Source organism: Arthrobacter sp. UC242_113 (assembly GCF_044054585.1).
Lineage (GTDB): Bacteria > Actinomycetota > Actinomycetes > Actinomycetales > Micrococcaceae > Arthrobacter.
In genome coordinates this window covers 3113810-3139333 of record NZ_CP171968.1, presented here as the reverse complement: position 1 = coordinate 3139333, position 25524 = coordinate 3113810, and the positions used below count along the sequence as shown (strand labels likewise).

23 protein-coding genes are annotated in these 25524 nt (G+C 67.0%); 13 read left to right on the top strand and 10 right to left on the bottom strand.

Annotation, left to right across the window (positions count from 1 at the left end):
• Nucleotides 1-6 precede the first annotated feature (6 nt).
• Nucleotides 7-684, top strand: coding sequence for a 4-carboxy-4-hydroxy-2-oxoadipate aldolase/oxaloacetate decarboxylase (locus ACHMXB_RS14315; RefSeq protein ID WP_395399303.1), 678 nt, complete (start codon nucleotides 7-9; stop codon nucleotides 682-684).
• A 156-nt stretch (nucleotides 685-840) separates the two neighbouring features.
• Here ACHMXB_RS14315 and ACHMXB_RS14310 read toward each other — a convergent pair whose 3' ends face one another.
• From ACHMXB_RS14310 to ACHMXB_RS14300, 3 genes are all read right to left on the bottom strand, one after another.
• On the bottom strand, nucleotides 841-2568 hold the full coding sequence (locus ACHMXB_RS14310; protein ID WP_395399301.1) for an HNH endonuclease: 1728 nt from the start codon (nucleotides 2566-2568) through the stop codon (nucleotides 841-843).
• A gap of 212 nt (nucleotides 2569-2780) precedes the next feature.
• Nucleotides 2781-3014, bottom strand: a complete 234-nt coding sequence (locus ACHMXB_RS14305) for a hypothetical protein (protein WP_395399299.1) — start codon at nucleotides 3012-3014, stop codon at nucleotides 2781-2783.
• 125 nt (nucleotides 3015-3139) lie between these two features.
• Nucleotides 3140-4063, bottom strand: a complete 924-nt coding sequence (locus ACHMXB_RS14300) for a LysR substrate-binding domain-containing protein (protein ID WP_395399297.1) — start codon at nucleotides 4061-4063, stop codon at nucleotides 3140-3142.
• Nucleotides 4064-4609: 546 nt separating this feature from the next.
• Between ACHMXB_RS14300 and ACHMXB_RS14295 the strand changes: the two genes are divergently transcribed.
• The 9 genes from ACHMXB_RS14295 (at nucleotide 4610) to ACHMXB_RS14255 (ending at nucleotide 12757) form a co-directional block, all read left to right on the top strand.
• Complete coding sequence (locus ACHMXB_RS14295) at nucleotides 4610-5398, top strand: LamB/YcsF family protein (protein WP_395399295.1); 789 nt, start codon at nucleotides 4610-4612, stop codon at nucleotides 5396-5398.
• A gap of 1 nt (nucleotide 5399) precedes the next feature.
• Nucleotides 5400-6125, top strand: coding sequence for an allophanate hydrolase subunit 1 (locus ACHMXB_RS14290; protein ID WP_395399293.1), 726 nt, complete (start codon nucleotides 5400-5402; stop codon nucleotides 6123-6125).
• Nucleotides 6122-7135: a biotin-dependent carboxyltransferase family protein gene (locus tag ACHMXB_RS14285; RefSeq protein ID WP_395399291.1), complete on the top strand. Its 1014-nt coding sequence runs from the start codon at nucleotides 6122-6124 to the stop codon at nucleotides 7133-7135. The genes ACHMXB_RS14290 and ACHMXB_RS14285 overlap by 4 nt, the downstream gene beginning before the upstream one ends.
• 48 nt (nucleotides 7136-7183) lie before the next feature.
• Complete coding sequence (locus tag ACHMXB_RS14280) at nucleotides 7184-8524, top strand: MFS transporter (protein WP_395399289.1); 1341 nt, start codon at nucleotides 7184-7186, stop codon at nucleotides 8522-8524.
• 30 nt (nucleotides 8525-8554) lie between these two features.
• A complete protein-coding gene (locus ACHMXB_RS14275; RefSeq protein ID WP_395399287.1) occupies nucleotides 8555-9310 on the top strand; it encodes an SDR family oxidoreductase in 756 nt (251 codons plus the stop codon).
• Nucleotides 9311-9383: 73 nt separating this feature from the next.
• Entirely contained in the window at nucleotides 9384-10325 is a 942-nt protein-coding gene (locus tag ACHMXB_RS14270) for a 2-hydroxyacid dehydrogenase (protein WP_395399285.1), read from the top strand.
• 13 nt (nucleotides 10326-10338) lie between these two features.
• A complete protein-coding gene (locus ACHMXB_RS14265; protein ID WP_395399283.1) occupies nucleotides 10339-11109 on the top strand; it encodes an SDR family oxidoreductase in 771 nt (256 codons plus the stop codon).
• Nucleotides 11109-12206, top strand: a complete 1098-nt coding sequence (locus ACHMXB_RS14260) for an L-idonate 5-dehydrogenase (protein WP_395399281.1) — start codon at nucleotides 11109-11111, stop codon at nucleotides 12204-12206. The genes ACHMXB_RS14265 and ACHMXB_RS14260 overlap by 1 nt, the downstream gene beginning before the upstream one ends.
• A 38-nt stretch (nucleotides 12207-12244) precedes the next feature.
• Nucleotides 12245-12757, top strand: coding sequence for a gluconokinase (locus ACHMXB_RS14255; RefSeq protein ID WP_395399279.1), 513 nt, complete (start codon nucleotides 12245-12247; stop codon nucleotides 12755-12757).
• Between the two features lie 2 nt (nucleotides 12758-12759).
• On the opposite strand, the gene ACHMXB_RS14250 is transcribed toward ACHMXB_RS14255, so the two are convergent.
• The 6 genes from ACHMXB_RS14250 to ACHMXB_RS14225 form a co-directional block, all read right to left on the bottom strand.
• Nucleotides 12760-13212 (bottom strand): hypothetical protein, encoded by a 453-nt coding sequence (locus tag ACHMXB_RS14250; protein WP_395399277.1) that lies wholly within the window; start codon nucleotides 13210-13212, stop codon nucleotides 12760-12762.
• A gap of 306 nt (nucleotides 13213-13518) precedes the next feature.
• A complete protein-coding gene (locus ACHMXB_RS14245) occupies nucleotides 13519-14946 on the bottom strand; it encodes a DUF3100 domain-containing protein (RefSeq protein ID WP_395399275.1) in 1428 nt (475 codons plus the stop codon).
• Nucleotides 14943-16169: an amidohydrolase gene (locus tag ACHMXB_RS14240; protein WP_395399273.1), complete on the bottom strand. Its 1227-nt coding sequence runs from the start codon at nucleotides 16167-16169 to the stop codon at nucleotides 14943-14945. The genes ACHMXB_RS14245 and ACHMXB_RS14240 overlap by 4 nt, the downstream gene beginning before the upstream one ends.
• A gap of 13 nt (nucleotides 16170-16182) precedes the next feature.
• Nucleotides 16183-17730 (bottom strand): aldehyde dehydrogenase family protein, encoded by a 1548-nt coding sequence (locus ACHMXB_RS14235; RefSeq protein WP_395399271.1) that lies wholly within the window; start codon nucleotides 17728-17730, stop codon nucleotides 16183-16185.
• 59 nt (nucleotides 17731-17789) lie between these two features.
• Nucleotides 17790-18725, bottom strand: coding sequence for an NAD(P)-dependent oxidoreductase (locus tag ACHMXB_RS14230; protein ID WP_395399269.1), 936 nt, complete (start codon nucleotides 18723-18725; stop codon nucleotides 17790-17792).
• A gap of 50 nt (nucleotides 18726-18775) precedes the next feature.
• A complete protein-coding gene (locus ACHMXB_RS14225) occupies nucleotides 18776-19669 on the bottom strand; it encodes a MurR/RpiR family transcriptional regulator (RefSeq protein ID WP_395399267.1) in 894 nt (297 codons plus the stop codon).
• A gap of 183 nt (nucleotides 19670-19852) precedes the next feature.
• Between ACHMXB_RS14225 and ACHMXB_RS14220 the strand changes: the two genes are divergently transcribed.
• From ACHMXB_RS14220 to ACHMXB_RS14210, 3 genes are all read left to right on the top strand, one after another.
• Nucleotides 19853-20491, top strand: a complete 639-nt coding sequence (locus ACHMXB_RS14220; RefSeq protein WP_395399265.1) for a GPP34 family phosphoprotein — start codon at nucleotides 19853-19855, stop codon at nucleotides 20489-20491.
• 123 nt (nucleotides 20492-20614) lie between these two features.
• Nucleotides 20615-23125 carry an EAL domain-containing protein gene (locus ACHMXB_RS14215; protein ID WP_395399263.1) on the top strand — a complete coding sequence of 837 codons (2511 nt, stop codon included), beginning with the start codon at nucleotides 20615-20617 and terminating at the stop codon, nucleotides 23123-23125.
• A 110-nt stretch (nucleotides 23126-23235) separates the two neighbouring features.
• Entirely contained in the window at nucleotides 23236-23796 is a 561-nt protein-coding gene (locus ACHMXB_RS14210) for a DM13 domain-containing protein (protein ID WP_395399261.1), read from the top strand.
• Between the two features lie 92 nt (nucleotides 23797-23888).
• Here the strand turns inward: ACHMXB_RS14210 and ACHMXB_RS14205 are convergent, their stop codons facing one another.
• Entirely contained in the window at nucleotides 23889-25520 is a 1632-nt protein-coding gene (locus tag ACHMXB_RS14205) for an FAD-dependent oxidoreductase (protein ID WP_395399259.1), read from the bottom strand.
• Between the last annotated feature and the right edge of the window lie 4 nt (nucleotides 25521-25524).

Below are 25524 nucleotides of genomic sequence, written 5' to 3'. Positions count from 1 at the left end.
AATTCCGTGATCCACGTCAAGACCAACATCGAACGACCCGACGCCGACGCCGTCCGCCGCCTGGCGCAGTTCTCCTCAGCCACGATTCACGAGGCTCAGGGCCGCAAGGGCGCACTCAGCTCCAAGATCAAGCCAATCGACCGCAGCATGTCCTTCTGCGGCCCCGCCACCACCGTCCGCTGCGCCCCGCGCGACAACCTCATGCTGCAGGTGGCCATCCACTACGCCGAGGCCGGCGACGTTATCCTGGCCGCGGCGGGGGAGTACGAGGAAGCCGGCACGTTCGGTGACGTCCTCGGCAACGCCATGGCGGCCAAGGGCCTCGCGGGTCTGGTGACGGACTCCGGTGTCCGCGACACCCAGGACCTCATCGAGCTGGGCCTGCCTGTCTTCTCGGGAAGCGTCTCCATCAAGGGCACTGTCAAGGAAACCATCGGCCCGATCAACCACCCGGTGGTTTTCGGTGACGAGATCATCTACCCGGGCGACGTCCTCCGCGGCGATGCCGACGGCGTTGTGGTTGTGCGCAAGGACGAGATCGAGGAAGTCATCCGCCTTTCCCAGGAACGTGACGACGCCGAGCGCGAGCTCATCGGCCTGTACAAGGCCGGCGGAACCACCATCGAGCTCTGCAACCTCACCGAGGTCCTGAAGGCCAAGGGTCTGCTGGTCGAGCACGCGTAATCGGGTGGTCGTGTAGTCGCGTAGCGGTACCGCCTGAGGCGTTTCCAGGCCGCCGCGCTCTGCATCCCACGCTTTGTTCCCGGGCTTTGTTCCCCGGGCTAGGTCCCCGGGCTTTGTTCCCCCGCGGCCTGGACGTGCCCGTCGCAGCCTCATCCGTTACGGCGCCGGGCCGAGTTGTTTGAACTCGTGAGACTCGCGCGCCATGGTTCCGTGCAAGCTGGTATTACTCAACTCGCTTCCAGGCCGGCTGGTTTCACACACCCCGGTTCCCGGCAGCCGGGTGCCGGGTAGTGGCGGTGCCGTGGAGTGGTAACTGTGGCCGGTGGGCGTGGTGATTTCGATGGTGTGCCGCGGCCCTGGTCGGGGTTTTGCCTTCCAGCCGGGGAGTTCTTTGGTGTGGTTGCAGGCTTCGCAGAGACCCGCGCCGTTAGTCAGACTGGTTGGGCCGTCGTTGTGCCAGGGGATGATGTGGTCGTGGTGGCGGATCGGGGCGTCGCAATAGGGCGTTCGGCAGGTGTCGTCGCGGATTTGGATGAAGCGGCGCAGCGGTGCCGGGAACAGGCGCCGTCGCGAGTCCATGGCCACCAAGTCACCCGTCTCGGGCGCGGTGTAGAGCCGCCGGACCCAGGTTTTGAGTTCCTGCAGGCCGGAGGCTGGGCTGTTCCCGGCTTTCGGGCCGGCGCCGGATGGGAGGACATGGTCCTGCCGGTCCGCCAACTGGAGCTGTTCCAGGCTTTGCCTCTGGACTTCTCCCTCTTCCTGCCCTTGCATAAGCAGTTTGCGGGCGAAGTCGGCGGGGATGATGCCGTAGCCGGGGATGCGGGCGGGTTCGGGGTCGCCTTGGAGGAGCGTCCGGTCGGTCATGACTACGTTGAGCTCGATGCCGGTGATGCCGCCGGGGGTGCCGGTGATCGACTCGACCAGGGTGTCTGCCTTGATCTGGTCGCGGGAGCGCGGGTCGCCTGCGGCGTGGAGGGTGTCGGCGTTCCGGGTCAGCGCCGCGAGAACTGCGACGCCCTCGTGGACGGGCAGCAGCGCCGTCAGGTAGGTCATGCAGTCCGGTGCCGGGCGCAGGCTCACCCTCCGCTCCGACGCGGCGTGGCTGGCGCGCTGGGCGACGGAGCGGGGATCCCTGCGGATCGCTGCGGCGCGGACAGCGGCGATGACGGCCCGTGTCCCGGCACCAACGAACGTACCTGTGTCGGCGGCGAGTTCCTCGTCAACGGCTGTCCGGTCTTCGACACTCAAACAGGCGGTCTCTTTCACCATGTGCATGACGCGCTCTTCGTTCAGCTGCCCGGTGTCCAGCGCTGCCTGGGCGTGGGGCATCTGCACCAGGGCTGTGGCCGTGCCGAGCAGCCGTTGTCCGCGGTTTGGGGACTCGCCGCGGGCCAGTGCGATCTGCTCACCCGCGCCCAGGCCCTGGTCTTTGCCGCGGTCCTTGCCCAGGTCCTCAGCGCCCAGTGGCACCCGGACGGTGGACTCCTGGCGGAGCCTGGCCGCGAAGGTCACAGAAAGCCGCGCCTGCTGCCCGGCGGCCCAGCACTTGACGTTCTCGTACGCACGGACCTGGTCGATCAGCCCTGCATTGTCGGCGGTGAGGTCAGCTGCCGGGAGAAACCAGCCGGGGGTTATTGGAGGGGCGCCGTCGGAAACCCCGTCGTCAAACAAGAGATACCCGTCGAAAGGGCGGTCGACAAACAGGGCCTCAGGAAACGGGTCCTCGGGAAGCAATGCCGGATATACGGCGTCGAGGTCATCGTCATAGGGAAGCCCATCGTCCGCGAACGCGTCGAAGTGGAAACCGGCGTCGGGAACCTCGGCAGCCTGCAGAACGACGCGCGGCGCCGCTGCTGTTTGTGCCGAATTCCCGAAGCCTTCCATGGACACAGTCTGCCAAGGGGCTACGACATTTAAGGGCTGGTCAGGCACCCGATGCGGGATGGATCCAAAAGTTTTTTTAAAACCATCTGACGACGGAAAGTAGGTAGCACTTCAGGGCGTTCTCAGCGCTGAGAACGCCCTGTGCTGCTACTCAGTTGGGTGCCGTGGTGAGCAGACAGCCCAAGCTGCGGCAGCGCCGCGTTGTACGAAATTTAGACGCGGTGGGGGACCGGGTAGGCCGGGGCGCCGAAGACGGCGTCCTCCAGGTGCCAGACTGTCGACCCGCCGCCGCTGACCGGCATGATGCTGCCCTCGAAAACGAAGATGGGCGCAGCGGACCGGTCCTCCGGCCGCCAGAAACCGTTGGTCGGGCAGTGCGACCCGGTTTTGGCCATAAGCCCCAGGCCAGGGTCGGAAGTTCTCCTGGCGGTGCTGATCTTTTTCATGGCTGGCTCCCCGTTGAATTGTCTGCGGAATATCATTCACCGCAATTTCTTGGCTTGCCACCAATACTAGAATCCCGGGGCGCTCGGTTACTAAGACAAATGATGAGTGCCCTAATAAGCCAAACCTATGAGCGGCCGTACTTGTCGTTAAGCATTTCCTGGAGCATTTCCTTCAACACCAGGAGCACTGCCGACGCCGCCTCCGAGAGGGGGTCGTGATCGGGCGTGCACAGCGCGATCTTGCACTGCAGCGCCGGGTCCACAATCCGCAGGACATCGAAGTCCTCCTCGTGGAACAGTGCGTCCGCAGCCGACTTGGGCAGGATGGTGGCCCCAAGGTCGGCACGCAGCAGCCGTGTTAAGGAGGGCACCGACTCCACCTCGCCCACGAGCTGGAGCTTCAGCCCCTTGCTGTCGTAGCCGGCCTCCACGGCCTGGCGCAGGGTGTGGATCTTTTCGGGAAGGAAGAGCCCCAGCCGGGCCGCCTCCTCCAGCGTGATCTCGCCGTTCTCCGCATTAACGTCCGGTCTGGCGGCGTTGACCACCAGGTGCAGGTCCTCGACGATCATGGTGGTGAACAGGACGCCGCGGATGGGCCCGGGCTCGTAAATGAGCGCCATGTCCAGCCGGCCGTTCTTGATGGCCTCGCTCAGGACGCCGCCGTAGATTTCCGTGACGTGCAGGACGATGTCCGGGTACCGGCGGGCCACTTCGCTGATGATCTGCGGGGTCAGGCTCGATGCCATGCTGTAGGGCGCAATGGCAATGGACACGCGGCCGGACGGCGCCGCGCCCGACTTGGCAACGTCCACCCGGGCCTGCGCGACGAGCCGAAGGATGGACTGGGCGTGGCGGTACAGCGTGTGCCCGGCGGCCGTGGGCTGCACGCCCTGCTTGCTGCGGATCAGCAGTCGCTGCTTCAGTTCTGTCTCCAGCGCCGAAACCTGCTGGCTCAGGGCGGGCTGGGCCACGTGCAGCGCTGCCGCTGCCTTGGTGATGCTCCCCGAGTCCACGATCTGTACGAAGTACGCCAGTTTCCTGGTATCCACGGCCGCCCTCTCTCTTTGCGGCGTCCTGAACCCGAAAGGTCATAACGGGATGCTATGGAGGGACACGCAATAGGTCTTTGTGTGATCCACATCGCTGACACTAGGTTGAACCCAGAACGCTATTTCATTAAGGGTACATTCTATCCCCTCGGGGGACATGCAATTTCCCGATGGGGGCAGATGCATTTTGCATGGAAATAGGTTTTATGAAATAGGCGAGCTGTTTTACATTTCCGAAATAAATGCTCCATATGTTCAATGCAACGAGGGCAGGCCGGCGAGGGCCTAACCCTCCTGAGTGGGAAGGAGACGGTCATGGACACCACCGCGGCGGTGGTCATAACCACCACCTATCCCGTGACACCGATTACGTCTTTGTGTGAGCCAAATCCCGGTGTCAGACTTTTTTGCAGAAGCCGGTAGCCCGGCGGCACCGAACCGGGAACCCTTAGCAGAACCAGTTCGGACACACCTCATCACCAGCGCAGCTGATCCTCTCGCCCCGGCGGGCAGGGCCGCTGCTAACCACCCCCAGGAAGGCAGATAATGGGACTCACAGTTGATCTCGTCGCAGATCTCGGAGAAGGCTTCGGCGCCTACTCAATGGGCGACGACGCTGCCCTGCTCGAGGTGGTTTCCAGTGCCAACATCGCCTGCGGCTTCCACGCCGGTGACCCGGACATCATGCACGCCACGGTCGCTGAATGCGTCCGCCGCGGCGTCAGCATCGGGGCGCACCCGAGCTTTCCGGACCTGCGTGGTTTTGGCCGGCGGGCCATGGACCTGGCAGCGCACGAGGTCCGCAACGACGTCCTGTACCAGTTCGGCGCCCTGAGCGCCTTCGCCGCTTACCACGGCACCACCGTGGCCCACATTGCGCCGCACGGCCGTCTGGGCAACCTCGTTGCCACCCGCGCCGACTACGCAGCGGCAGTGGCCGATGCCGCCGCCCGCCTGAACCCCGGCCTCATCGTCCTGGCCCAGGACGGCGAACTGGCCTCCGCCGCCGCCGAACGGCAGCTCCCTGTGGGCATCGTCGGGATCGCCGACCGCGCCTATGAGGCCGATGGCACCCTAGTGCCCCGCGCCCGTCCCGGCGCCGTGATCCACGATCCTGCCGTCATCGTCGAACGCACCGTGCGGATGGTCTGCGAGGGGCTCATCGAAACCGTCGCCGGCACGGACCTGCCGATTGTTGCCGACACCGTCCTGCTGCACGGGGACACCCCCGGCGCGGTGCAGCTGGCCCGCCGGGTCCGCGCCGAACTCGAGAACGCCGGCGTGACCATCGCCCCGCTCGCCCAGGTGCTGGCCGCCAAAGAGAAGGTCGCCTGACATGGCCGCCACCCCAAATCCGACTCCGGTGGAGATCTTCGAGTCCGGGGATTCGGCCCTCCGGGTCGTCGCCTCCTCCGCTGACACGGAGGCCAACTGGAGCACCGTCCATTCCCTCGCGCAGTGGCTTGAGACTGCAGGGGCCGACGGCGTACACGGCGCAGTGCCGACGTACGACTCGCTGCTCGTGGAATTTGACCCCGGGGTCACCTCCGCGCGCCAGGTCCGGGCCTTCGTCCTTCTCGGCCTGCGCCAGCTGGAGCACGTCGGTGCGCCCGCCCGCACGCCTAGCGAATTCAGCGTCCCGGTGGTCTACGGCGGCGAATACGGCCCGGACCTCGAGCGCGTTGCCGAGCACGAGCAGCTCTCCGTGGAGGAGATCATCGCGCTGCACACGGCCAAGTCCTACGTCATCCGTTGCCTGGGCGCCCCAGCAGGCTCACCCATGATGGACGGCCCCGATTTTCCGCTCCCCGTTCCGCGGCTGAAGGATCCCCGTCTGTCCGTTCCGGCAGGTGCCGTGGCCGTCGCAGGCCGGCAGGCCGTCATCGCCCCCGCGCTGGCCCCCGGCGGATGGTGCGTCATCGGCCAGACCCCGCTGACAGTCCTTGACGCAGTCAGCGAGCCGCTGGTTCCCTACCTTCCCGGCGATCTCCTGACGTTCCGCCAGATCCAGCCGGAAGAGTTCGCAGAGTACGCGGGCCGGAAACTGGAGGCAGCACGATGAGCGGGTCACTGATTATCCAGCAGCCCGGAAACTCGGTGGTCACGGACCTGGGCCGCTTTCGCGGGCCCCGGTTCGGGCTCCCCGTCAACGGGGCACTCGACCAGTTCTCGGCACGGGCGGCGAACATCCTCGCCGCCAACGCCGACAACGCGCCGCTGCTGGAAATAACCGCCCTCGACTTCCGCATGCGGGCCACCACCGACCTCCTCATCGCCGTCACCGGGGCACCGCTGACGCTCACCGTCGGCGGCCGCGAATGCCCGCAGTGGGAACCGGTGTCCGTCCGTGCCGGGGAAACCGTGGCGGTGCGCCGGATCACCGGCGGTCTCCGTTCCTACCTTGCCGTCCACGGTTCGGTCGAGGCGCCGGCGCTGCTGGGAAGCTGTGCCCCCGATACGGTGATCGGCTTCGGCCTTCGGCTCTCCGAGGGTACCGAGCTGAAGACCTCCAGGAGCGTCGGACCCATCCGGCAGCCATACTTTGACCTTCCGCTGTTCAGGCTGGGGCTGACCCGGCCCGAGTTCAGCAGCAGGGCGGTCATTGACGTCACGGACGGTCCGGACGTCGACGAATTCGGCGAGACAGCAGAGCTGCTGTTCAACACCGAATACACCGTCAGTGCCCGGAGCAACCACATCGGGCTGCGCCTCGGCGGGGCGCTTCCCGAACGCCAGTCGTCAGCCGAGATGCTGTCGCGCGGCGTTCCGGTGGGAGCCATCGAGGTTCCCTCCAGGGAAGAGCTGCTGGTGCTGCACCGGGGACGCGGCGTCACCGCCGGGTACCCCGTTCTGGCAGTGGTCACCAGCCGCTCGCTCGACACCCTCGCCCAGGCCCGCCCCGGGCACACCATCACCTTCCGCAGGACCACCGTCCCCGAAGCCACAGCAAAGCATCGGGCCGCAATAAGGGAACTGGAAAACCTCCGTTCCCGCGTCAGCACAATCTTCGCCCTCCTTGGCATCGGCAAAGAGCCCGGCTGGCCGGAACTTATACCGGCAGCCGGCAGCTAAGGATCACCGATGACCTCCCCTCGAACTAAGTCCAAGTTAGGAATGAAAATGTCTACACCAACGCGTGCCAGTGCACCGCAGCACGACCGCCTCGATGCGAGGCAGACCCGGAAAGTCGTCACCGCCGGGTGCGTCGGAATTTTTGTTGAGCTCTACGACAACGGCATTTTCGCCTTCATGGCCGGAACGCTTGCGCTCGTGTTCCTGGCACCCGGCAACCCGGACAACGCCCTGCTGTTCGTCTTCGCCGGTTACGCAGTGTCCTTCTTCGTCCGTCCCCTCGGTGCGATCGTCTGCGGCATCCTGGGCGACAAGATCGGCCGCCAAAAGCTCCTGGTCTTCGTCATCCTGCTGATCAGCGTCGCCACCGCCGGCATCGGGCTGCTGCCCGCCTATGCGGCCATCGGGATTGCAGCCCCCATCCTGCTGGTCCTCCTCCGCCTGGTGCAGGGCTTCTCCGTGGGCGGCGAAGCTGCCGGCGCCATGACGTTCCTCGCCGAGCACGCCCCCGAAGGCAAGCGCGGCATCATCACCTCCTACGCCCAGATCGCCTCCTTCGCAGCGCTGCTCACCGGCACCATGGTCGCCTTCTCCATGTCCCCGTGGCTCACCGAGGCCGCGATCGACGGCGGCGGCTTCGGCGCGTTTGCATGGCGCATCCCGTTCCTGGTGGCCATCCCCATGGGCGTCATCGGCTGGTACATCCGCAAGTCCATCAGTGATACCCCCAACTTCCAGAAGCTGAAGGAAGAAGGCGGCTTGTCCAAGAACCCGCTCAAGGAAGCCCTCGCCAGCCCGGTGCACCGCCGCGCCATGCTCCTGGCCCTGTTCATCCCGCTGATGAACGGCTCCGGCTACTACGTCCTGTTCTCCTACATGCCGACGTTCCTCAAGGGCAAGCAGCTCAACTTCACCATCGGCGAGGCCCTGCTGGTCACCGCGTGCAGCCTGGTGGTCATCTGCATCGCCATCCCGTTCATGGGCGCCCTCTCCGACCGGGTGGGCCGGAAGAAGGTCATCGCCGGCTCGGCAATCGCCATGGCCGTCCTCGGCATCCCGTCCTACGCGCTGATCGCCACGGGCAACATGGGCCTGGCAATCCTCGGCGCCTGCATCATGGCCGTCATCTTTGCCGGGCACACCGCAGTCATCCACATCCTGCTCGTGGAACTGTTCCCCACCCGCGTCCGCTACTCCGCCTACGGGGTGGGCTACAACATCTCCTCGGCACTCTTCGGCGGAACCGCCCCGTTGCTGATGACCTGGCTGATCTCATCCACCGGCAACGTCTACATGCCCGCCTTCTACGCTGTCATCACCGCGCTGGGCACGCTCGCCGCCGTCAGCACCATCAAGGACCGCGCGCACCTGCCGCTGCGCGACGCCTAACACTCGCCACTGCAATAACAGGAGACTTACATGCCGTTCTCAGACTACTCAACCGCCCTCGTTACCGGTGCCTCAACCGGGATGGGTGCCGCGATCGCCGAGCGCCTCGCCAAGCGCGGACTCACCGTCCACGCCGTGGCCCGCAACGAGGAACGCCTGAACGACCTCGCCGACAAGACCGGCGCCATGCCCCACGTCGTTGACCTGACCGATACCGCGGCCCTGACGGCCGCCGTCGGACATCTCGAAATCGACGTCCTGGTGAACTGCGCCGGAGTATCCCGGCCCGGCAACATCCTGGACTCCTCGGAGAGCGACATCGACGAACTCATTGACGTCAACCTCCGCGGCCTGCTCCAGCTCACCCGCCTGGTCCTGCCCGGCATGGTGGAACGCGACCGCGGCCACGTCATCAACGTCAGCTCCATAGCCGGCCTGTACAACTTCTACGGCCACACGGTCTACCACGCCACCAAGGCAGCCGTGCACCAGATCTCGCGCCAGCTGCGCAACGACACCGTCGGCAAGCGCATCCGCGTCACCGAGATCTGCCCCGGCCGCGTCGAGACCGAGATCTTCGGCCGCAACATGGGCGGCTCGCCCGAGGCCATGGAAGAAGCATGGAAGACGTACTACGAGGGCTACGAATCCCTGACCACTGACGACATCGTCAACGCCATGGACTACGCCATCGAAACGCCGCGCCACGTGAACGTCGGCATGATGGAACTCATGCCCACCTTCCAGGTCCCCGGCGGGCTCACGTTCGATCGTCGCCAGGCATAAGCTGCCAAGGGTGTGGCCAGCCAGAGCGGCCCACCCAATTCATCACCCGCTCTTCAGAATCGATAGGTTTCCGATGCAACCAGTACGCACCGTCAGCTTCCCCGACCGCCAACTGCTCGCCGATCTCGCACCCCTTCCCGAGGGCCTGCGGGGTGTCGTCTGGGACATGAAGTCGGAACCCGAGGACGCGGCGCTGGGAGAGATCGACGGCGTTATCCTCCCGTACATCAACGCCGGCGCGGTCCTGGGATCGCTCGCCCAGGTGGACGAACTGAAGTTCGTCCAGACCCAGTCCACCGGATACGACGGCGTCATTGAGGCCGCCGGTCCGGCGGCCGGCGTCGCGAACGCCTCAGGCGTCCATGCGGCGGCGACGGCGGAACTGGCGGTGGGTTTGATCCTCGCCAAACTGCGCGGCATCGACCAGGCCGTCCGCGACCAGCAGTACGGCCTCTGGCGGCCGGAGCGGCGCCAGTCCCTGGCGGACCGCCGCGTGCTGCTGGTTGGCGTCGGCGGGATCGGGCATGAAATTGCGCGCCGCCTCGAGCCCTTCGAGGTCACGGTCACCCGGGTGGGAAGCACGGCACGGACCGACGAGCACGGCGAGGTCCACGCTTCCGCGGACCTGCCCACGCTCGCTGCGACGCACGACATCCTGGTCTCGGTGCTGCCGCTGAACGACCACACCCACCACCTGATTGGCGAGGAAGTCCTCTCCGCCCTGCCCGACGGCGCCCTCGTGGTGAACGTGGGCCGCGGCCCGGTGGTGGACACGGCAGCCCTGACCAAGGAAGTCCTCTCCGGCCGCCTGCAGTGCGCGCTCGACGTCGTCGATCCGGAACCGCTTCCCCAGGACCACCCGCTGTGGTCCACGCCCAACGCCCTCATCACGCCGCACGTGGGCGGCAACGCGTCCGCCTTCCAGCCGCGGATCCTGAAGCTCCTGCGGCAGCAGCTCGAAGCGCTGGCCGCGGGACAAACCCCGGCCAATCTCGTGCAGCGCGGCCCCTTCTAAGGAACAGCTCTTCATGACTTCACTTTTTGATTTGACCGGGCGGGTTGCCCTGGTGACTGGTTCGAGCCGGGGGATTGGTAATGCGTTGGCGCGGGCGTTGGCTGATGCGGGTGCGACGGTGGTGTTGAACGGTGTCAATGCTGAGCGGTTGAAGGCTGCGGAGGCGGTGATGGCTGCTGGGTACGCGCCGGGCCGGGTGCACAGTGTGGCGTTTGATGTCACGGACGGCGCTGCTGCCGCGGCCGGTGTGGCGTGGGTTGAGGAGCAGGTGGGCCCGTTGGAGATCCTGGTGAACAACGCCGGGATCCAGCACCGGGTGCCGATGCTGGAGCTGGACGTGAAGGACTGGGAGCGGGTGATCTCCACGGACCTGACCAGCGCCTTCCTGGTCGGGAGGGAAGCGGCCCGGCACATGATTCCGAGGGGTCACGGGAAGATCATCAATATCTGTTCGGTGCAGACGGACCTGGCCCGGCCCACGATCGCCCCGTATGTGGCGGCGAAGGGCGGGTTGCGGAACCTGACGCGGGCGATGACCGCGGAATGGGCTGCTGCGGGGTTGCAGATCAACGGGATCGCGCCGGGGTATATCCATACCGAGATGACGCAGAACCTGGTGGATGATGAGCAGTTCAATTCCTGGATCCTGGGCCGGACCCCGGCCGCGCGGTGGGGCACGGTGCAGGACCTGGCGGGCCCGGCGGTGTGGCTGGCCTCGTCGGCGTCTGATTTTGTGAACGGGCAGACGATCTTTATCGACGGCGGAATGACGGTGGTGGTCTGATGACACACACAACAACTTCAGCAACAGCAGCAGCGGCAGAAACGGAACTGCCGGTGTCGGGTCCGGCGGTGGTCGCGCACGCGAAGGGGGACCTGCGGATCGATGATGTCCCGCTGCAGGCCCCGGCCCCGGACGAGGCCGTCGTGGAGGTGCTGTACGGGGGGATTTGCGGGTCGGACCTGCATTACTGGCTGCACGGCGCGGCGGGCGAGTCGATCCTGAAGGCGCCCTTGGTGCTGGGCCATGAGATCAGCGGCCGGGTGGTCAGGGCCGCGGCGGACGGTTCCGGCCCGCGAGCGGGCACCCCGGTGGCGGTGCACCCGGCCACCCCGGGACCCGGCGCGGGCCCGGACGCCCCACGGTACCCGGCGGACCGGCCGAACCTGTCCCCGGGGTGCACGTATCTGGGGTCCGCGGCGCGGTTCCCGCACACGGACGGGGCGTTCAGCCGGTACGTGAACCTGCCGGTGAGGATGCTCCGGGCCCTGCCCGAAACCCTGGACCTGCGCACCGCCGCCCTGATTGAGCCGGCGTCCGTGGCGTGGCACGCGGTGGCCCGGGCCGGGGACGTGGCCGGCAAGACCGCGCTGGTGATCGGGTCCGGCCCGATCGGGGCGCTCGTGGTCGCGGTCCTCAAACGTGCCGGAGCGGCCCGGATCGTCGCGGTGGACATGCACGCCAAACCGTTGGAGATCGCGACCGCGGTGGGCGCGGACGAGGTCCTGAACGCTGCCGATGGTGAGGCGATCGCCAGGGTGCAGGCCGACGTCGTGATTGAATCCTCCGGGAACCACCACGGCCTGGCCTCCGCGATCCAGGGCGCGGCCCGGGGCGGGACCGTGGTCATGGTCGGGCTGCTGCCCACCGGCGCGCAGCCGGTCCTGATCTCCCTGGCCATCACCCGGGAACTGGACCTGCGCGGCTCGTTCCGGTTCAACGACGAAATCGACGAGGTCATCACCGCCCTCGCCGACGGCACCCTCACCATCGACCCGGTCATCACCCACGACTACCCCGTCACCGACGCCCTCGAAGCCTTCGACATCGCCCGCAACTCCGCCCAATCCGGCAAAGTCCTCCTCAACTTCGCCGGCTAAACCAAGCACGACTCGGGCCAGATAAGGAAAGAACAACAATGATCACGAACCTGCCGCCCCTGGTTGTCATGGGCGTCTCCGGCTGCGGAAAGTCGACGGTGGGCGCGCTGCTGGGCGAGCGCCTGGGCCTGCCCTTCTTCGACGGGGATGACTTTCATCCGCCGGCCAACAAGGCCAAGATGGCAAGCGGCACGCCGCTGAACGACGAGGACAGGGCGCCGTGGCTCGCGGAGATCGGTGCCGCCCTGGCAACGCCCTCCGACGGAGGGGGCACCCGCATCATCGCCTGCTCGGCGCTCAAGCGGAGCTACCGGGACCTGCTGCGCAGCTACGCACCTGACCTGGTATTCATCCACCTTGCCGGCGAGGCCGCCACCATTTCGGGCCGGATCAGCGGCCGGGCGCACGAATACATGCCCAGCAGCCTCCTGGCTTCGCAGCTTGCCACGCTGGAGCCGCTGGGGACCGATGAGGCGCATGTCCCCGTGAATATCCTCGGCGATCCGGGGTTGCTGGTGGACGTCATCGTCCGCGAGCTGGAACTTTCCTAGCCCTACCTCTGGGGCAGGATCCCTGAGGCCGTGCCCTTGGCGAGTTTCACCTCGGTGTTGATGATCTCCGCGGAGCACTGGAACTGCGCATTGCAGCTCTGCAGAACAATGGTGGCCGCGGCCGTGCCTTCGTTGAATGCCATCGCGTTGGGAACCACCCGGATTTTGACGGTCTGGGACTGCCTGGTGCAGCTGAGCTGCTCGTTGCCGATGCCGCCGGCCAGGCGCCCGTCGCTGACTCTCTGGGTGAGCTGGATGACGGGCACCGCGATGAGCAGGGTGGGATCGGTGTCGCAGACAAAGGTCACCGGAATATCGACGGCGGCGCCGTCGGCGACGAGGATTCCGGGTCCCGCACTGACGAGCGTCGCGGGGGCGGCGTGGGCAGGGGCGGCGATGCCCATGAGGCCGGCGGCGAGAGCGACGGCGGCGAGGCGGCTTGTGGTGCCTAACATCAGGTTCTCTCCCTTGAACGGAAGCGTGGCGTCCTGCGTCGCCCGTGGCCGTGCCACCGCGGTGAGCGGGCGCCTGGAATTACGGGGCCATGATTGTGCGCGTCATAGCCCCTGACGGCGGCGCCGTTTGGGGCGCCGCGCTGTACGGCCAAACTTCCGGCACTGCTAAACCTCCGGCGCGGCCGAAAAGTCCGGCTGGCCGCACCATACTCACGTATCGGTTGCGCTGACAAGAGCCAAAAACAAAGGAAGCGGACGACGGCGGGAGGGCCCGCCGTCGTCCGCTTCCCTTTGTGCGTCAGGGCGTTAGTGCCACAGCCCGAGGGCGAACTCCGCGATGACGGTGGACAGCAGGAACGATGCGGTGACGGCCACCAGGCCCACCGGGATGATCTTCCAGCCGATGTTTTTCAGCAGCGGAATGTCCTTGCCCAGCGACAGGCCGGCGAGGGTCAGCATGACCGTGGCGATGGACAGGAAGTCCACCGACTTGATGGGCCCGGCGAGTGCAGCGGCGCCGAAGAACCACGGGCTGGAGATGTAGGCGCCGATGGTGGTGATGTAGACGATCGCCGAGATCTTCTTGGTGAGCTTGGCCAGGGCAATGCTGACCAGAACCAGGGCGAGCATGATTGCGTACCCGGCGACGACGGTCAGGCTGAATCCCTTGGCCGCCACCGAAGCGGTGCCGATGCCGAGGACGGTGAGGACCGAGAGGGAGAGCCACAGCGGCAGGTGCATGGCCGCCGACGATTCCGCCACACGCTCGCGGAACCGCCGGTTTTCCTCGGCCTGGGCTGCTTCCCGTGCGGCGTCTGTGCCGCCGAGCTCCGTATCAGCAACGCGCTGCGTGGTGGCAGCGCCCCGCTGGCTGTCCGCACGCTGCGGCGCGGCGCCGGCGGTGACCGCGGCCTCTTCCCTGGTCTGCCTGCGGGTGAGGAACCGGTAGAAACGGTCCGCCAGCGGAAGGGCGAGGTAGATGCCGACGTAGACACCAAGGATGGTGGTGATCAGGTTGGAGATGGCCGCCATGCCCAGGATGGCCTCCTGGTCGCCGGGGTAGGCGGCGATGATGCTGGCGGAGGACGCTGCCATCATGGACCCGGACCCCACGCCTGCGCCCATGGCCAGCGCCAGGGGGTCGAAGATCTTCCAATTGGATATGAGGGAGGTCAGCAGCGTGATGTACACGGCGCCGAACAGGGTTCCGAAGACGTACATGGCCAGGACGCCGCGGTACTGGTCGGAGTCGGGGCCGTACTTTTCGGAGACCATGGCGAAGGACGGTTCCCGGTCAAGGGAGAACGTGGCCCCGACCGTCGCCTTGCCCATCCGGAGCAGCACGGCCAGCGGGAGCGCCAGTGCAATGGTGCCCAGCAGGTGGCCCACCTCCTGCAGCAGCAGCGCCGGCCCGGCCTTGAGCAGGGTGGGAAGGCTGGGCCCGATGTTGAACGCGAGCCTGGCCACGAGGAGCAGCACGGCAACGCCGACCAGCGCGGCGGCGACCCGCTGCAGGTCCAGGCCCAGCGGCTTGAACTTCTGGACCGAGACCAGCAGCCCGAGGATGAGCCCCCAGACCATCGGGAAGATGACGATGGCGCCGATGCCGACGTCGATCTTGGCCTGGCCGATCAGCTGGACCGCCAGGGCAATGACAAAGGCCAGTGCGGCGATGGGGAGCGTCAGCCGGGTACCAGCCCTGTCTGTCCGCGCGGGTGTTGTGCTGGTGCTCATGATGTGCCTTCCTGTGTGACCGTCTGACGGCGGTAAGCCGCTTTGATCAGGCGTGCCCGTTCGGTGGGGGTGGTGGCCGCGGCGGCGACCGTCCAGGCCAGCGCGGTGGCGGCCTCGTGCATCACGGCGTAGGCCGCGGGGGAGTCTGCGAGTGCTGCGAAGCTGTGCGAGTGGATGGGTACGTCCGCACCGGGAATGCTGAGCCACGGATGCAGGCTGGGGATGACCTGGGAAATGTTGCCCATGTCCGTGGAGCCGCCGCTGATGCCGGCCGAGGGGGAGGTGTCCTTGCCGAACACAACCATGGCCTCGGTCCAGTGGGCCGCCAGGGCGTCGTCCTGGATCAGCGGTTCGTAGAGGGGTTCCGTGTCCTCGATGGCCAGCGTGGTGCCGGTGGCCAGAGCGGCCCCTTCGAAGCAGCGGCGGACCCGCTCCAGCAGTGCCTCGTATTCCTTCAGGGTGAAGGCCCGGCATTCGAACTCCACCACCGCCCGTTCCGGAATGATGTTGGTGACGTGACCGGCCTCTGCGACATACATTGCGATGCGGTGGTCGCCGGGGATCTGCTGGCGCAGCAGCCCGACGGCGACCTGGCTCAGCACGGCGGCGTCCGCGGCGTTCACACCCTGGTGCGGGGCTGCCGCCGCGTGGGCTGCCTGTCCGGTGAACGTCGCCCGGTACCGGCCCACGGCCTGGGCACTGGTGCCGGCGGGGTTGCAGGTCACCCCGTCCTGGACCGGATGGACCATGAGGGCGAGGCTGACGCCGTCAAACGCGCCGCGTTCGAGCAGCAGCGCCTTGCCGCCGCCGTGTTCCTCCGCCGGCGTCCCGATGGCCTTCAGGGTGATGCCCAATTCATCCGCGAAGGGCTGCAGAGCCAGGGCGGCACCCACGGAGGTACCGGCGATCAGGTTGTGCCCGCACGCGTGTCCGATGTCCGGGAGTGCGTCGTATTCCACGCACAGCGCGACCGTCAGGTCGCCGCTGCCGGCGGTGGCGGTGAAGGCCGTGGGAAGGCCGCCCGTGCCGCGTTCCACCTCGAAGCCGCCCTCGGCCAGCAGGTCTGCAACCGCCTCGGCCGAGCGGACCTCCTCGAAGGACACCTCTTTGAATGCATGGACCTGGTGCGCCATTTCCTGCACGCGCGGTTTCCACCTGCTGACTCCGTCGGCAAGTGCCGTGCGGAGGTTTGGCAGGGCCGGTGTTGGTTCTTTCAGTTCCATGAACACGCCTGCCCTAGTAGGAGAGGGACGGGAAGGGGGCGCCCGCTGCGCGGGTGGGCACCCACATGGCCTTGGTCTGTGTGTACTCGTCCAGGACGCCCGGGCCGGAGGAACGGCCGTGGCCGGAGTCCCCGAAGCCGCCGAACGGAACAGCGACGTGGATGGTCTTGTAGGAGTTGATCCAGAACGTGCCGGCCTTCACCTGGCGCGCCACGTGGTGGGCGCGGGAAACGTCCGAGGTCCACACCGCGCCGGCCAGGCCGAAGTTCGTGTTGTTGGCCCGGGCAATCGCCTCGGCCTCCGTGTCGAAGGCATCGGCCCCGACGACGGGCCCGAAGACCTCCGTGGTTTCCAGCCTGTTCTGCGGCGTCACGCCGTCGAGCAGGGTGGGCATCACCCAGTGGCCACCGGCCAGGGGTGACCCGGCCAGGGCGTCGGGAAGCGTTCCGCCCGTGACCCGGCGTCCGCCGTCGTTCATTCCAGCCTCGATCAGCGAGGTGACGGTGGCGAACTGCTGGGCCGTGATGATGGGGCCCACCTCGGTGTCCGCGCTCAGCGGGTCGCCGACGCGCAGCCGGGCGGCGCGGGCGGCGACCAGTTCCACGAACTGGGCGTGCACGCTGCGCTCCACCAGGAGCCGCGACCCGGCCACGCATGACTGCCCGGCGCCGGAGAAGATCGCTGCGATGGCGCCGTCGGCGGCCCGCTCCAGATCCGCGTCCGCGAAGACGATGTTGGCGCTCTTGCCGCCGAGTTCCAGCAGCGCGGGAATGCCGGCCTGCGCGGCGGCGACGGCCACCCGGCGGCCGGTGGGGACCGAGCCGATGAAGCTGACCTTGCCGACGCGCCGGTCGCTGGTGAGGGCCGCGCCCACGGTCTGGCCCAGGCCCGCGGCCACGTTGAACACGCCGGCCGGCAGCCCGGCCTCGTGCGCCAGCTGGGCGAGGCGGATGGTGGAGGCCGGCGTGAATTCGCTGGGCTTGATGATCACGGCGTTGCCCGCGGCCAGCGGGGCTGCAGAGTTCCAGCCGGCGGTGAATAGCGGCGCGTTCCACGGCGTGATGGCGACGACGACGCCCCAGGGGACGCGTTCGGTGTAGGTGTGCCAGGGGCCGGGAACGGGGATGGTCTGGCCGGTCAGTTTGTCCGCCCAGCCGGCGTAGTAGCCGAACATCTCGGCGACCTTGGCGGCTTCAACCCGGGCATCGCGGATGGGCTTTCCTGTGGTGGCCGATTCGAGGATGGCCAGTTCCTCCGCGTGCGCTTCGACGGCGCGGCTGACGTTGCGCAGGATCGCGGCCCGTTCGAACCCGTTCATCTCGCCCCAGGTTTTTGCCCCGGCGACCGAGCTTTCCAGGATGGCGTCGGCGCCCTCGGTGCCGGGGTCGGCGTAGGTGGCGAACGGTTCCCCGGTGGCGGCTGCGGTGAGGGTGTTGTTCTCCCCGCTGCCGGGGACTGTCCTGCCGTCAAGGAATGCCCCGAGGCCTGCGGGGAATGCTGCGTCCAGGACGGCGCGGGCGGTGGCCGCTGACGAGGAGGTGGGTGCTGTGGTGGTGCCCAATGTGGTGGTCCTCTTTGTTGGGGGTCGTTTTGCTCAGGTTTGTCCGTGTGGGGGAGCCGTCAGGCGACGGCGGTGGTGTCGTTTGCGGAGTCGTTTGTGGTGCCGGGCGCGCCGGCGGGGGTGATGGCGGGCGCCACGGTCCGCGCGATCTCGGTGAAGTCGGCGCGTGGCCCGAGGGCCGCCAGTGCTTCCTGCCATTGGCCGGCGACGGTGGCCAGCAGCGCCGGGCTTTCGCCGATCTGGGCAGCGACGTCGACGGCGAGGGCGGCGTCGCGTGCCATGAGCCCGAGCGAAAAACCGGAGTCGTGGGTTCCGGAGAGCACCCAGTTGGGGTACATGTTCGCGGAGACCTTGCTGCCGCCGGAGGCTTCGCTGATGCTTGCCGCCGCCTTGGCCGGATCGATGCCGTAGGCCTTGGCGACTCCCAGGGCTTCGCCCACCGAGACCAGGTTGGCAGCGGCCAGGACGTTGTTGAGGAGCTTGACGACGTTGCCGCTGCCGGGGCCGCCGATGTGGTTGTACTTGCCGCCGGTGAGCGCCAGCAGGACAGGTTCGGCGGCGGCAAGGGCGGCATCGGTTGCCCCGACGAAGGCGCTCAGCGTTCCGGTTGCTGCACCGTCGCGGCCGCCGGAGACCGGGGCATCGACGAACGCTGCGCCCTGGGCCTCGGCGAGGTCGGCCATCTGCTTGCTCGTTGCCGGGTCGGACGTGGTGGTGTCGATGATGGCGACGGTTCCCGGTGATGCCAGGAGCTGGGGAACGGTGGACTCCACGACGCTGCCCGCGGGCAGCGAGAGCACCGCATAGGGGGTGCCGGCGAGATCGTCCACGCTGGCGGTGGTGGCGATGCCGGCGTCGGACGCGGCGGTCCGCGCTGCCTCGGAGGGGTCGAAGCCGGTGACCTCCCAGCCGGCCTTGTGGAGCGTGGCCGCCATCGCCCCGCCCATGGATCCGAGGCCGATAACGGCGATGCGGCGTTCGGTGCTGGTGTTCATGAAGTTGCTCCTTGTAATACGCGTGGGGTGCAGGGTGGGGGCTCTGCAGGTCAGTCGAGGTAGATGTCGAGGTCTTTCCACAGCTGCTGCGTGCGGCGGATGGCTGCACGGCTGCGCTCGGGGTGCGCGGCCTCCATGCCTGCGAGCAGGCCGTAGACCAGTGAGTTTGCGGCGGTGACGGACTGGAAGAAGGAGATCCCCTCCGAGGCCACCACCAGGAGGTGGTCCGCGACGGCGGCCAGGCGTCCGCGGCGCATGTCGCTGATGGCGATGACCTTGGCGCCCGCCTGTTTCGCGGCTTCGGCGGTGACGATGATCTGCCGCATGGATCGCCACATGTTGATGACCACCAGGACGTCGCCCGGTCCAAGGGCGTTGGCACTGGAGGCGAGGTGGACCGCGCCGCGGTTTTCGAGGGTGATCGGATACCCCATGGTCGAGCCCAGGTGCGCCATCACGCTGGCGGGGCCGGCGAACGAACCAAGTCCCAGGACGATGATCGATTTGGCCGCTGCCATCGTGGCGATGGCTGCCTCGGCGTCGTCGCCCGTGTTGGAGTCCAGGGTCAGCCGCAGGTTCTCGATGTCGTGAGTGAGCGCATCGTGCAGGGGACTGCGGTGTTCCCCGTGCTCGGTCAGGGTGTCCTCGGTGGAGATCGTCACCAGATAGCGGGAGCGCAGTTCCCGCTGGAGGTCCGGCCAGCCCCGGTAGCCGAGGTGCTGGGCCGCGCGGACCACTGTCGAATTGTTGACGTCGGCCCGCTGGGCGATCTCCGCTATGTCCGCATACGAGGAAAGCTGCGGGTTACGCGCAATCACATCGACCACCCGGCTCTGTGCCTTGGACAGCGGTACGTCCGGAAGCGCGTCGCCGAGCCACGCGTGGGATGCGGGGACGGCGCCGGTTGCTGTGCTGGCTTCCAGCCGGGCGGTATCGGGGTTCAAGTCAAACCTCTTTCCCTGAACGGGATCTGCTGCACGGCATGTAACGCAGATCACTCTGCAAGCCGGATTGCATTAAATGTACTCTGCAATTTTCTTTGCGGGAAGTGTCTTTGGGTTTCAGGCCTGAAATCCCGGTCCCGATCGTCCATTGCAGCCGCGGCGGGACCGCGCCACCATGAAGGTATGACCACCGAAAATCCGGGCGCCGGGGAGCTGAACCTTCCGCAGGCGTTCCTTCTTCTGGCTACAAATGACAAGGACGGCGAGCCGGAAGTGCCGCAGAGCGTGCTCAAAGCAGGCCTGGCCGGCGCGATCCTGGCTGAGCTGGACCTGCTGGGGGCGATCCAGCTGCAGGGGAAATACGTGAGGGCCACCGGCGCCGCGCCGCAATCTGAATTTCAGCACCAGTGGGAGCTGATCCACGACAAGTCGCGGCCGCACAGTCCGCGGCGGTGGATCGCCATGCTGGAAAGCCGCGCCGAGCTGCACCGTGTCTATGAGGGGATGGCGGCTCTCGGCGTCGTGAGCCATGTGGGCGAAAAGCATCTTGGTGTCTTCAGGACCACCCGCTACCCGGAGAAGGACCACGCTCCGGAGGCCGCACTTCTGGCGAGGATCGAAAGCGTACTCAGCGGATCGGCGTCGGACGCCAGAACTGTTGCGCTGATTGGACTGCTGCACGCGGCAGGGCTCATGGACAAGCTTTTCCCGGGGGCCGGGCCTGGCCGGCTTAGGGATTTGACCGGAGACCATTGGCCGTCCCGTGCGGTGCGGGATGAGCTTCGCATGATCCGGCTTGCGGAGGCGGAGGCCGCCACGTAGCCGACACCCTTGCGGGAAACACAGCCTACTGATTTACTTCCAGCACGGTTCCTAAGCAAACGGGCCCGCCTCTTAGCGTGTCCTAGCGCGCTGCCATTGGGGGAGGACCTGTGGGAGGGGTTTATGGCTGGGGAACATCGCGACGACCTGGTGATGCAGTCGCTGCTACTGGACGAAATCGGCCAGTCCGTGATCGGCATGGACGGCGACTGGCGCATAACGTACTGGAACCGCGCGTCGGAGCGGTTGTACGGTTTGGGCCCGGACAAAGCGCTGGGGCTGAAGATCACAGACCTTGGCATCGTGGACGGTGCCAAGGAGCGGGGCCAGGCTGCCACGGACTTGGAAATCGCGCACAGGGTGGCCCGCGGCGGGGACTGGGCGGGCGAACTGTGGGTGCGCCACAGCACAGGCAGGGAGTTTCCGGTCCACGCGACAGTCAGCCGGATCAGGGGGCGACATACCGTGCCCGTTGCGGTCGTGGCGATTTCGAAGGACATCACGGACCGTAAGCACACCGAGGCAATCCTGCGCAGGCTCTCGGCCATGGTCGAATCGTCCGGCGATGCCATCATCGGCGCTGACCTTACCGGCAAGATCACCAGCTGGAATGCGGGGGCGTCGAGGATGCTCGGCTGGAGCTCCTGGGAGGCTGTCGGGCAAACTCATGGGCTGGTGACGGCCGACGACGGCGCGCACTTCGGCACGGAAGTCACCTCCCGTTCGGGGGACGGGGCGTTTGTTACCGGGGTGGAGGCCCGCTGGCGCTGCAAAGACGGGTCGGTGATCGACGTCGAACTGACTGTGTCCCCCGTCTATGATCAGGACGGCATCCGGGTGGGGGCGTCCGCCATTGCCAGGGACATCACGGAGATCCAGCGCCTGAAAGCCGCGGCCGAAGCCGAACGCGAGCGGCTGCTGGCTGCCCAGGAGATGGCCCACGTTGGAAGCGTCGAACACACGGTGGCTACCGGCGAGACGTGGCATTCGGAGGAGTTCGACCGGATCCTGGGAATGTCCGCAGATGGCCCGAAGGACAGGGAAACCATCCTGGCCCGGACGCACCCCGAGGACCGCGACCGCGTCCGGGAAGTGTGGGCACGCCTGGACCACGGACTTGGCTTCGCCGATTTCGAGTACCGGATCATCCGGCCCAACGGCGAGCAGCGGTGGCTTCACTCACGCATCAGGAGCATGAAGAGCGCCGACGGCAAACCGATCCGGTTCCTCGACACCGTCCTGGACATCACGGACCGTAAGAACGCGGAACAGATCCTGGAGTGGCAGGCGCGCCATGACGCCCTGACCGGCCTGCCGAACAGGTACATGGTCACGGAGGTCCTGCAGGGATTCCTCGACCGAACCGCCCGCCCGGTGGTGATGTTCGTCGACGTCGACCGGTTCAAGCTGATCAATGACGGCATTGGCCACGGCGCCGGCGACACGATTTTGGTGCAGCTGGGGAAGAGGCTGAAGACTGCCGTCCGGAGCAGCGATACGGTGGGCCGGTTTGGCGGCGACGAATTCGTGGTGATTTGCGAAAATCTGCAGATGAGCGGTGCCCAGGCCGTGGCCGAAAGGATCCGGGATGCGACCCGGCAGCCGTTCGATGTGGATGGCCGGCAGATTTACCTTAATGTCAGCGTGGGCATTGCATTGGCGGACGAAGAGGACACCGCAGAATCGATGCTGCAGGGGGCCGATGCGGCCATGTACCGGGCCAAGTCGGCGGGCGGTGATTCGTCGGCGATCTACGACGTGCGGATGACCGGACGGGCCACCGGGCGCCTGGACCTCGAATCCGACCTTCGGCTGGCGCTGGAACGCAATGAGCTCTCACTGAACTACCAGCCGATCATCGACGTTTCCACCGAGGAGGCTGTTGGGTTTGAGGCATTGCTGCGCTGGCACCACCATGAGCACGGCCCGATCATGCCGGATGCCTTCATCCCCATTGCCGAGGAGACGGGCCTGATCCTGCCAATCGGGGCCTGGGTGCTCCGCGAGGCGCTGCGCCAGGTGCAGCAGTGGCGCACGCAGGTTCCGGGGGCGGAGGACTTCACGGCGGCAGTTAACATCTCCGGCCGCCAGCTCGTGGCCTGCGACTTTCCCGATATCGTGGAGGCGGCCATCCGCGACACCGGCATCGACCCGGCCGCCGTCCATCTGGAGATCACCGAGACCGTCCTCATGGACCAGCCGGACCTGCCCAAGGAAACCCTGCAGCGGCTGGCCCGTCTTGGGGTGGGCCTGTCCATCGATGACTTCGGCACGGGCTACTCGTCGCTGAGCTACCTCAAGTGGCTCTCGGCCCGCACCCTCAAGATTGACCGCACCTTCGTCGAGGAGCTGGGCACCGATCCGCACGGGGCCACGATCATCGAACTGGTGCTCGGCATGGCGGAGAGCCTGCGGCTTGACGTGGTAGCCGAGGGCGTGGAGACCGCCGTTCAGCTGGCCGAACTCCGCCGGCTGGGGGTGCGCCTCGCGCAGGGTTACCTCTGGAGCAAGCCGCTGCCGGTCGAGCGGATCCCGACTTGGCTGCAGTCCCACCCGGCAAAGCGTCCCGCGGCGGTTACCGCCCCGACCTCGGCGGGGATGTCGGCGGGGGAGCCGATGCCCCAAGTCGGCTAACCCACGTTCGGTTCCGAGCTTTTGTCCAGATATTCGCCTCTAAACGCCGGCCTTTAAGTCGCGACAGGTGTACAAAAACTCGCCTCTGATGTCGGGTGTAGATTTGCAGCATGGAGGCCCGCACTCGCAAGCGCCGTTGGTTGATCGGCGCCGCTGTGGGTGCCGTAGTGCTGGCATTAGGTCTGGCCCTGTTCAAGCCGTGGCTTCTGTTTGTCGATGTCCGGGTGGATGAGCAGTTGCCCACAGTTGCAGCGTCATCGGCTGCCCCTTCCGCCACCGCGAAGCCGTCCTCCGGAACTTCAACCACGGCGCCTGCGGGTCCGGTTCAACTTGCCGTAGGCTCGCTCATCAGCCACGAACACGCCACCACAGGAACCGTCCGGATTATCCAGCAGCCCGGCGGGAAGCGCGTTCTGACGTTGGAGAATCTCGACACCTCCAACGGTCCTGATGTGCACGTCTGGCTCAGCGCCGCGGATGTGGTCGAGGGAACAGCGGGCTGGTTCACGGCCGGCTCCGCCGAATACTTCGACTTGGGCGTGATCAAGGGAAACAAGGGCAACCAGGTGTACGCGCTCCCCGACGAGCTTGACCTGGCGAGGTTCCAGTCGGTGGATCTGTGGTGCGTCCAGTTCAGTGTTTCCTTCGGAGCGGCCCAGCTCGCCAAATGAGCCAGCGCGTTCGGAGTTTTTGTCCAGATAATGGGCGCTAACGCCCCGGAAGTCGCGATACGTGCACAAAAACTCCTTGCAGGTGGGCGCGGTCAGAGCGTGGCGGCGAGGTGCTCTCCTACTGCGAAGGCACGGGTGATGGCCGAGCCCAGGGTGGCTCCGCCGCCGGGGTAGTTGTTGCGGAACACGCCCGCGGAGACGTTGCCTGCCGCATAGAGTCCGGGGATCGGCTGCCGGCGCCGGTCGAGGACGCGGCCGTTGAAGTCGGTGTCCAGGCCGCCGGAGGTTCCCAGCACTCCGGCGGAAATCCGGACGGCGTAGAACGGGGCCGTCATCAACGGGGCCAGGCACGGGTTGGGCGTGTTGGCGGCGTCGCCCAAGAAGCGGTCCTGCGGTGTGGCGCCGCGGTGGAACTCCGTGTCCACTCCCTTCGAGGCGTCGGTATTGAACCGGGCCACCGTGGCAGCCAGGCCGGAAGGATCCATCCCGACCTTGCACGCCAGTTCCTCCAGCGACTCCGCTTCCGTCATCCAGTCAGCCGGAGAGCCCGCGGCCGAGCCGGCCACAGGATACTTCGCCAGGTAGGCCGCGTCGAACACTAGCCATGCCGGGTTGTTCTGCTGTCGGCCGGTGAATGGGTCAACGGAGGCGAAGACGCGGCTGGCGTCGTGGTAGTTCAGCGCCTCATTCACGAACCGATTTCCGGCGGCATTCACGGTGATGGAGCCCGGGAGGGTCATTTCCACGTTCCCCATCCGGCCGGACCGCACGCCGTCGTACTCGTGGGCGGACTCGGAAATCACCGGCACGCCCCAGATTGCGGTCATGTCCGCCACGGCGGCGCCGGCCTTCAGCCCCAGCTCCAGGCCGTCGCCCTCGTTGGACGGCGCGCTGATGGGCGTCACCGGAAACGGCAGGAACGCCTGGCGGAGCCGCGGGTTCCATTCGAAGCCGCCGGAAGCGAGCACGACGGCGGCCGCTGAGGTGGTCTTGCCCGCTGCGGCGCCGCCGAGGTTGACGGTCCACCTGTCCTCATCGCGGGTCAGGTCCTCGACCGGGGCGGACACCGTAACCACCACGCCGCGGTCCAGTGCGCTCGCCAGCAGCGACCCCACTAGCGCGCCGCCCATGGTCCGCACGCCCGTGGCGGCACGCCGGGCCAGCAGCTCCGGATCAGCTGCCCGGCCGTTCAACTGGTCGCGCTCGGTCATGGTCAGCAGCGGAAAATACGACGACGGCCGGATCGCCTCCGCGAGGCCCGGGTACCCCGACGGGTCGAAGGCGCCGTTGTCCAGGCCGCGTCCGCCGTCTGCCGCACCGCGCCATTCCATGTGGTAATCCGGGCGGGCGATCGGTTTCAGGGAAAGCCGGGTTTCGCCGTCGAGATAGGCGACGGCGCGCGGTGCTGTCCGGACGTACCACTCCACTTCCTCGCGGGTCAGCCCGTGCCCGGCGGCCTCGGTGAGGTACGCGACCCCGTCCTCATGGCTGTCCCGGTATCCGGCCTGGAGAGCGAGGTGGTTGTTCGGTGCCCACATCACGCCGCCTCCGGCCGCTGTGGTGCCGCCCAGCAACTGCGCCTTCTCGGCCACCAACACCCTCAGGCCGGCGTCGGCCGCCCGGATCGCGGCGACCAGGCCCGCCGCGCCGCTGCCCGCGACCACCACGTCGTAGGTGCCCAAGATGTTCCCGGCGGGGGTGAGCAAAGGGGCCGCACCGTTCAAGCCT

Coding starts and splice junctions, on each gene's coding strand:
- ACHMXB_RS14260 (WP_395399281.1), top strand. CDS start 11,109: ATGACACACACAACAACTTCAGCAACAGCAGCAGCGGCAGAAACGGAA.
- ACHMXB_RS14305 (WP_395399299.1), bottom strand. CDS start 3,014: ATGAAAAAGATCAGCACCGCCAGGAGAACTTCCGACCCTGGCCTGGGG.
- ACHMXB_RS14255 (WP_395399279.1), top strand. CDS start 12,245: ATGATCACGAACCTGCCGCCCCTGGTTGTCATGGGCGTCTCCGGCTGC.
- ACHMXB_RS14215 (WP_395399263.1), top strand. CDS start 20,615: ATGGCTGGGGAACATCGCGACGACCTGGTGATGCAGTCGCTGCTACTG.
- ACHMXB_RS14220 (WP_395399265.1), top strand. CDS start 19,853: ATGACCACCGAAAATCCGGGCGCCGGGGAGCTGAACCTTCCGCAGGCG.
- ACHMXB_RS14310 (WP_395399301.1), bottom strand. CDS start 2,568: ATGGAAGGCTTCGGGAATTCGGCACAAACAGCAGCGGCGCCGCGCGTC.
- ACHMXB_RS14230 (WP_395399269.1), bottom strand. CDS start 18,725: ATGAACACCAGCACCGAACGCCGCATCGCCGTTATCGGCCTCGGATCC.
- ACHMXB_RS14245 (WP_395399275.1), bottom strand. CDS start 14,946: ATGAGCACCAGCACAACACCCGCGCGGACAGACAGGGCTGGTACCCGG.
- ACHMXB_RS14295 (WP_395399295.1), top strand. CDS start 4,610: ATGGGACTCACAGTTGATCTCGTCGCAGATCTCGGAGAAGGCTTCGGC.
- ACHMXB_RS14270 (WP_395399285.1), top strand. CDS start 9,384: ATGCAACCAGTACGCACCGTCAGCTTCCCCGACCGCCAACTGCTCGCC.
- ACHMXB_RS14285 (WP_395399291.1), top strand. CDS start 6,122: ATGAGCGGGTCACTGATTATCCAGCAGCCCGGAAACTCGGTGGTCACG.
- ACHMXB_RS14240 (WP_395399273.1), bottom strand. CDS start 16,169: ATGGAACTGAAAGAACCAACACCGGCCCTGCCAAACCTCCGCACGGCA.
- ACHMXB_RS14265 (WP_395399283.1), top strand. CDS start 10,339: ATGACTTCACTTTTTGATTTGACCGGGCGGGTTGCCCTGGTGACTGGT.
- ACHMXB_RS14290 (WP_395399293.1), top strand. CDS start 5,400: ATGGCCGCCACCCCAAATCCGACTCCGGTGGAGATCTTCGAGTCCGGG.
- ACHMXB_RS14250 (WP_395399277.1), bottom strand. CDS start 13,212: ATGTTAGGCACCACAAGCCGCCTCGCCGCCGTCGCTCTCGCCGCCGGC.
- ACHMXB_RS14280 (WP_395399289.1), top strand. CDS start 7,184: ATGTCTACACCAACGCGTGCCAGTGCACCGCAGCACGACCGCCTCGAT.
- ACHMXB_RS14275 (WP_395399287.1), top strand. CDS start 8,555: ATGCCGTTCTCAGACTACTCAACCGCCCTCGTTACCGGTGCCTCAACC.
- ACHMXB_RS14210 (WP_395399261.1), top strand. CDS start 23,236: ATGGAGGCCCGCACTCGCAAGCGCCGTTGGTTGATCGGCGCCGCTGTG.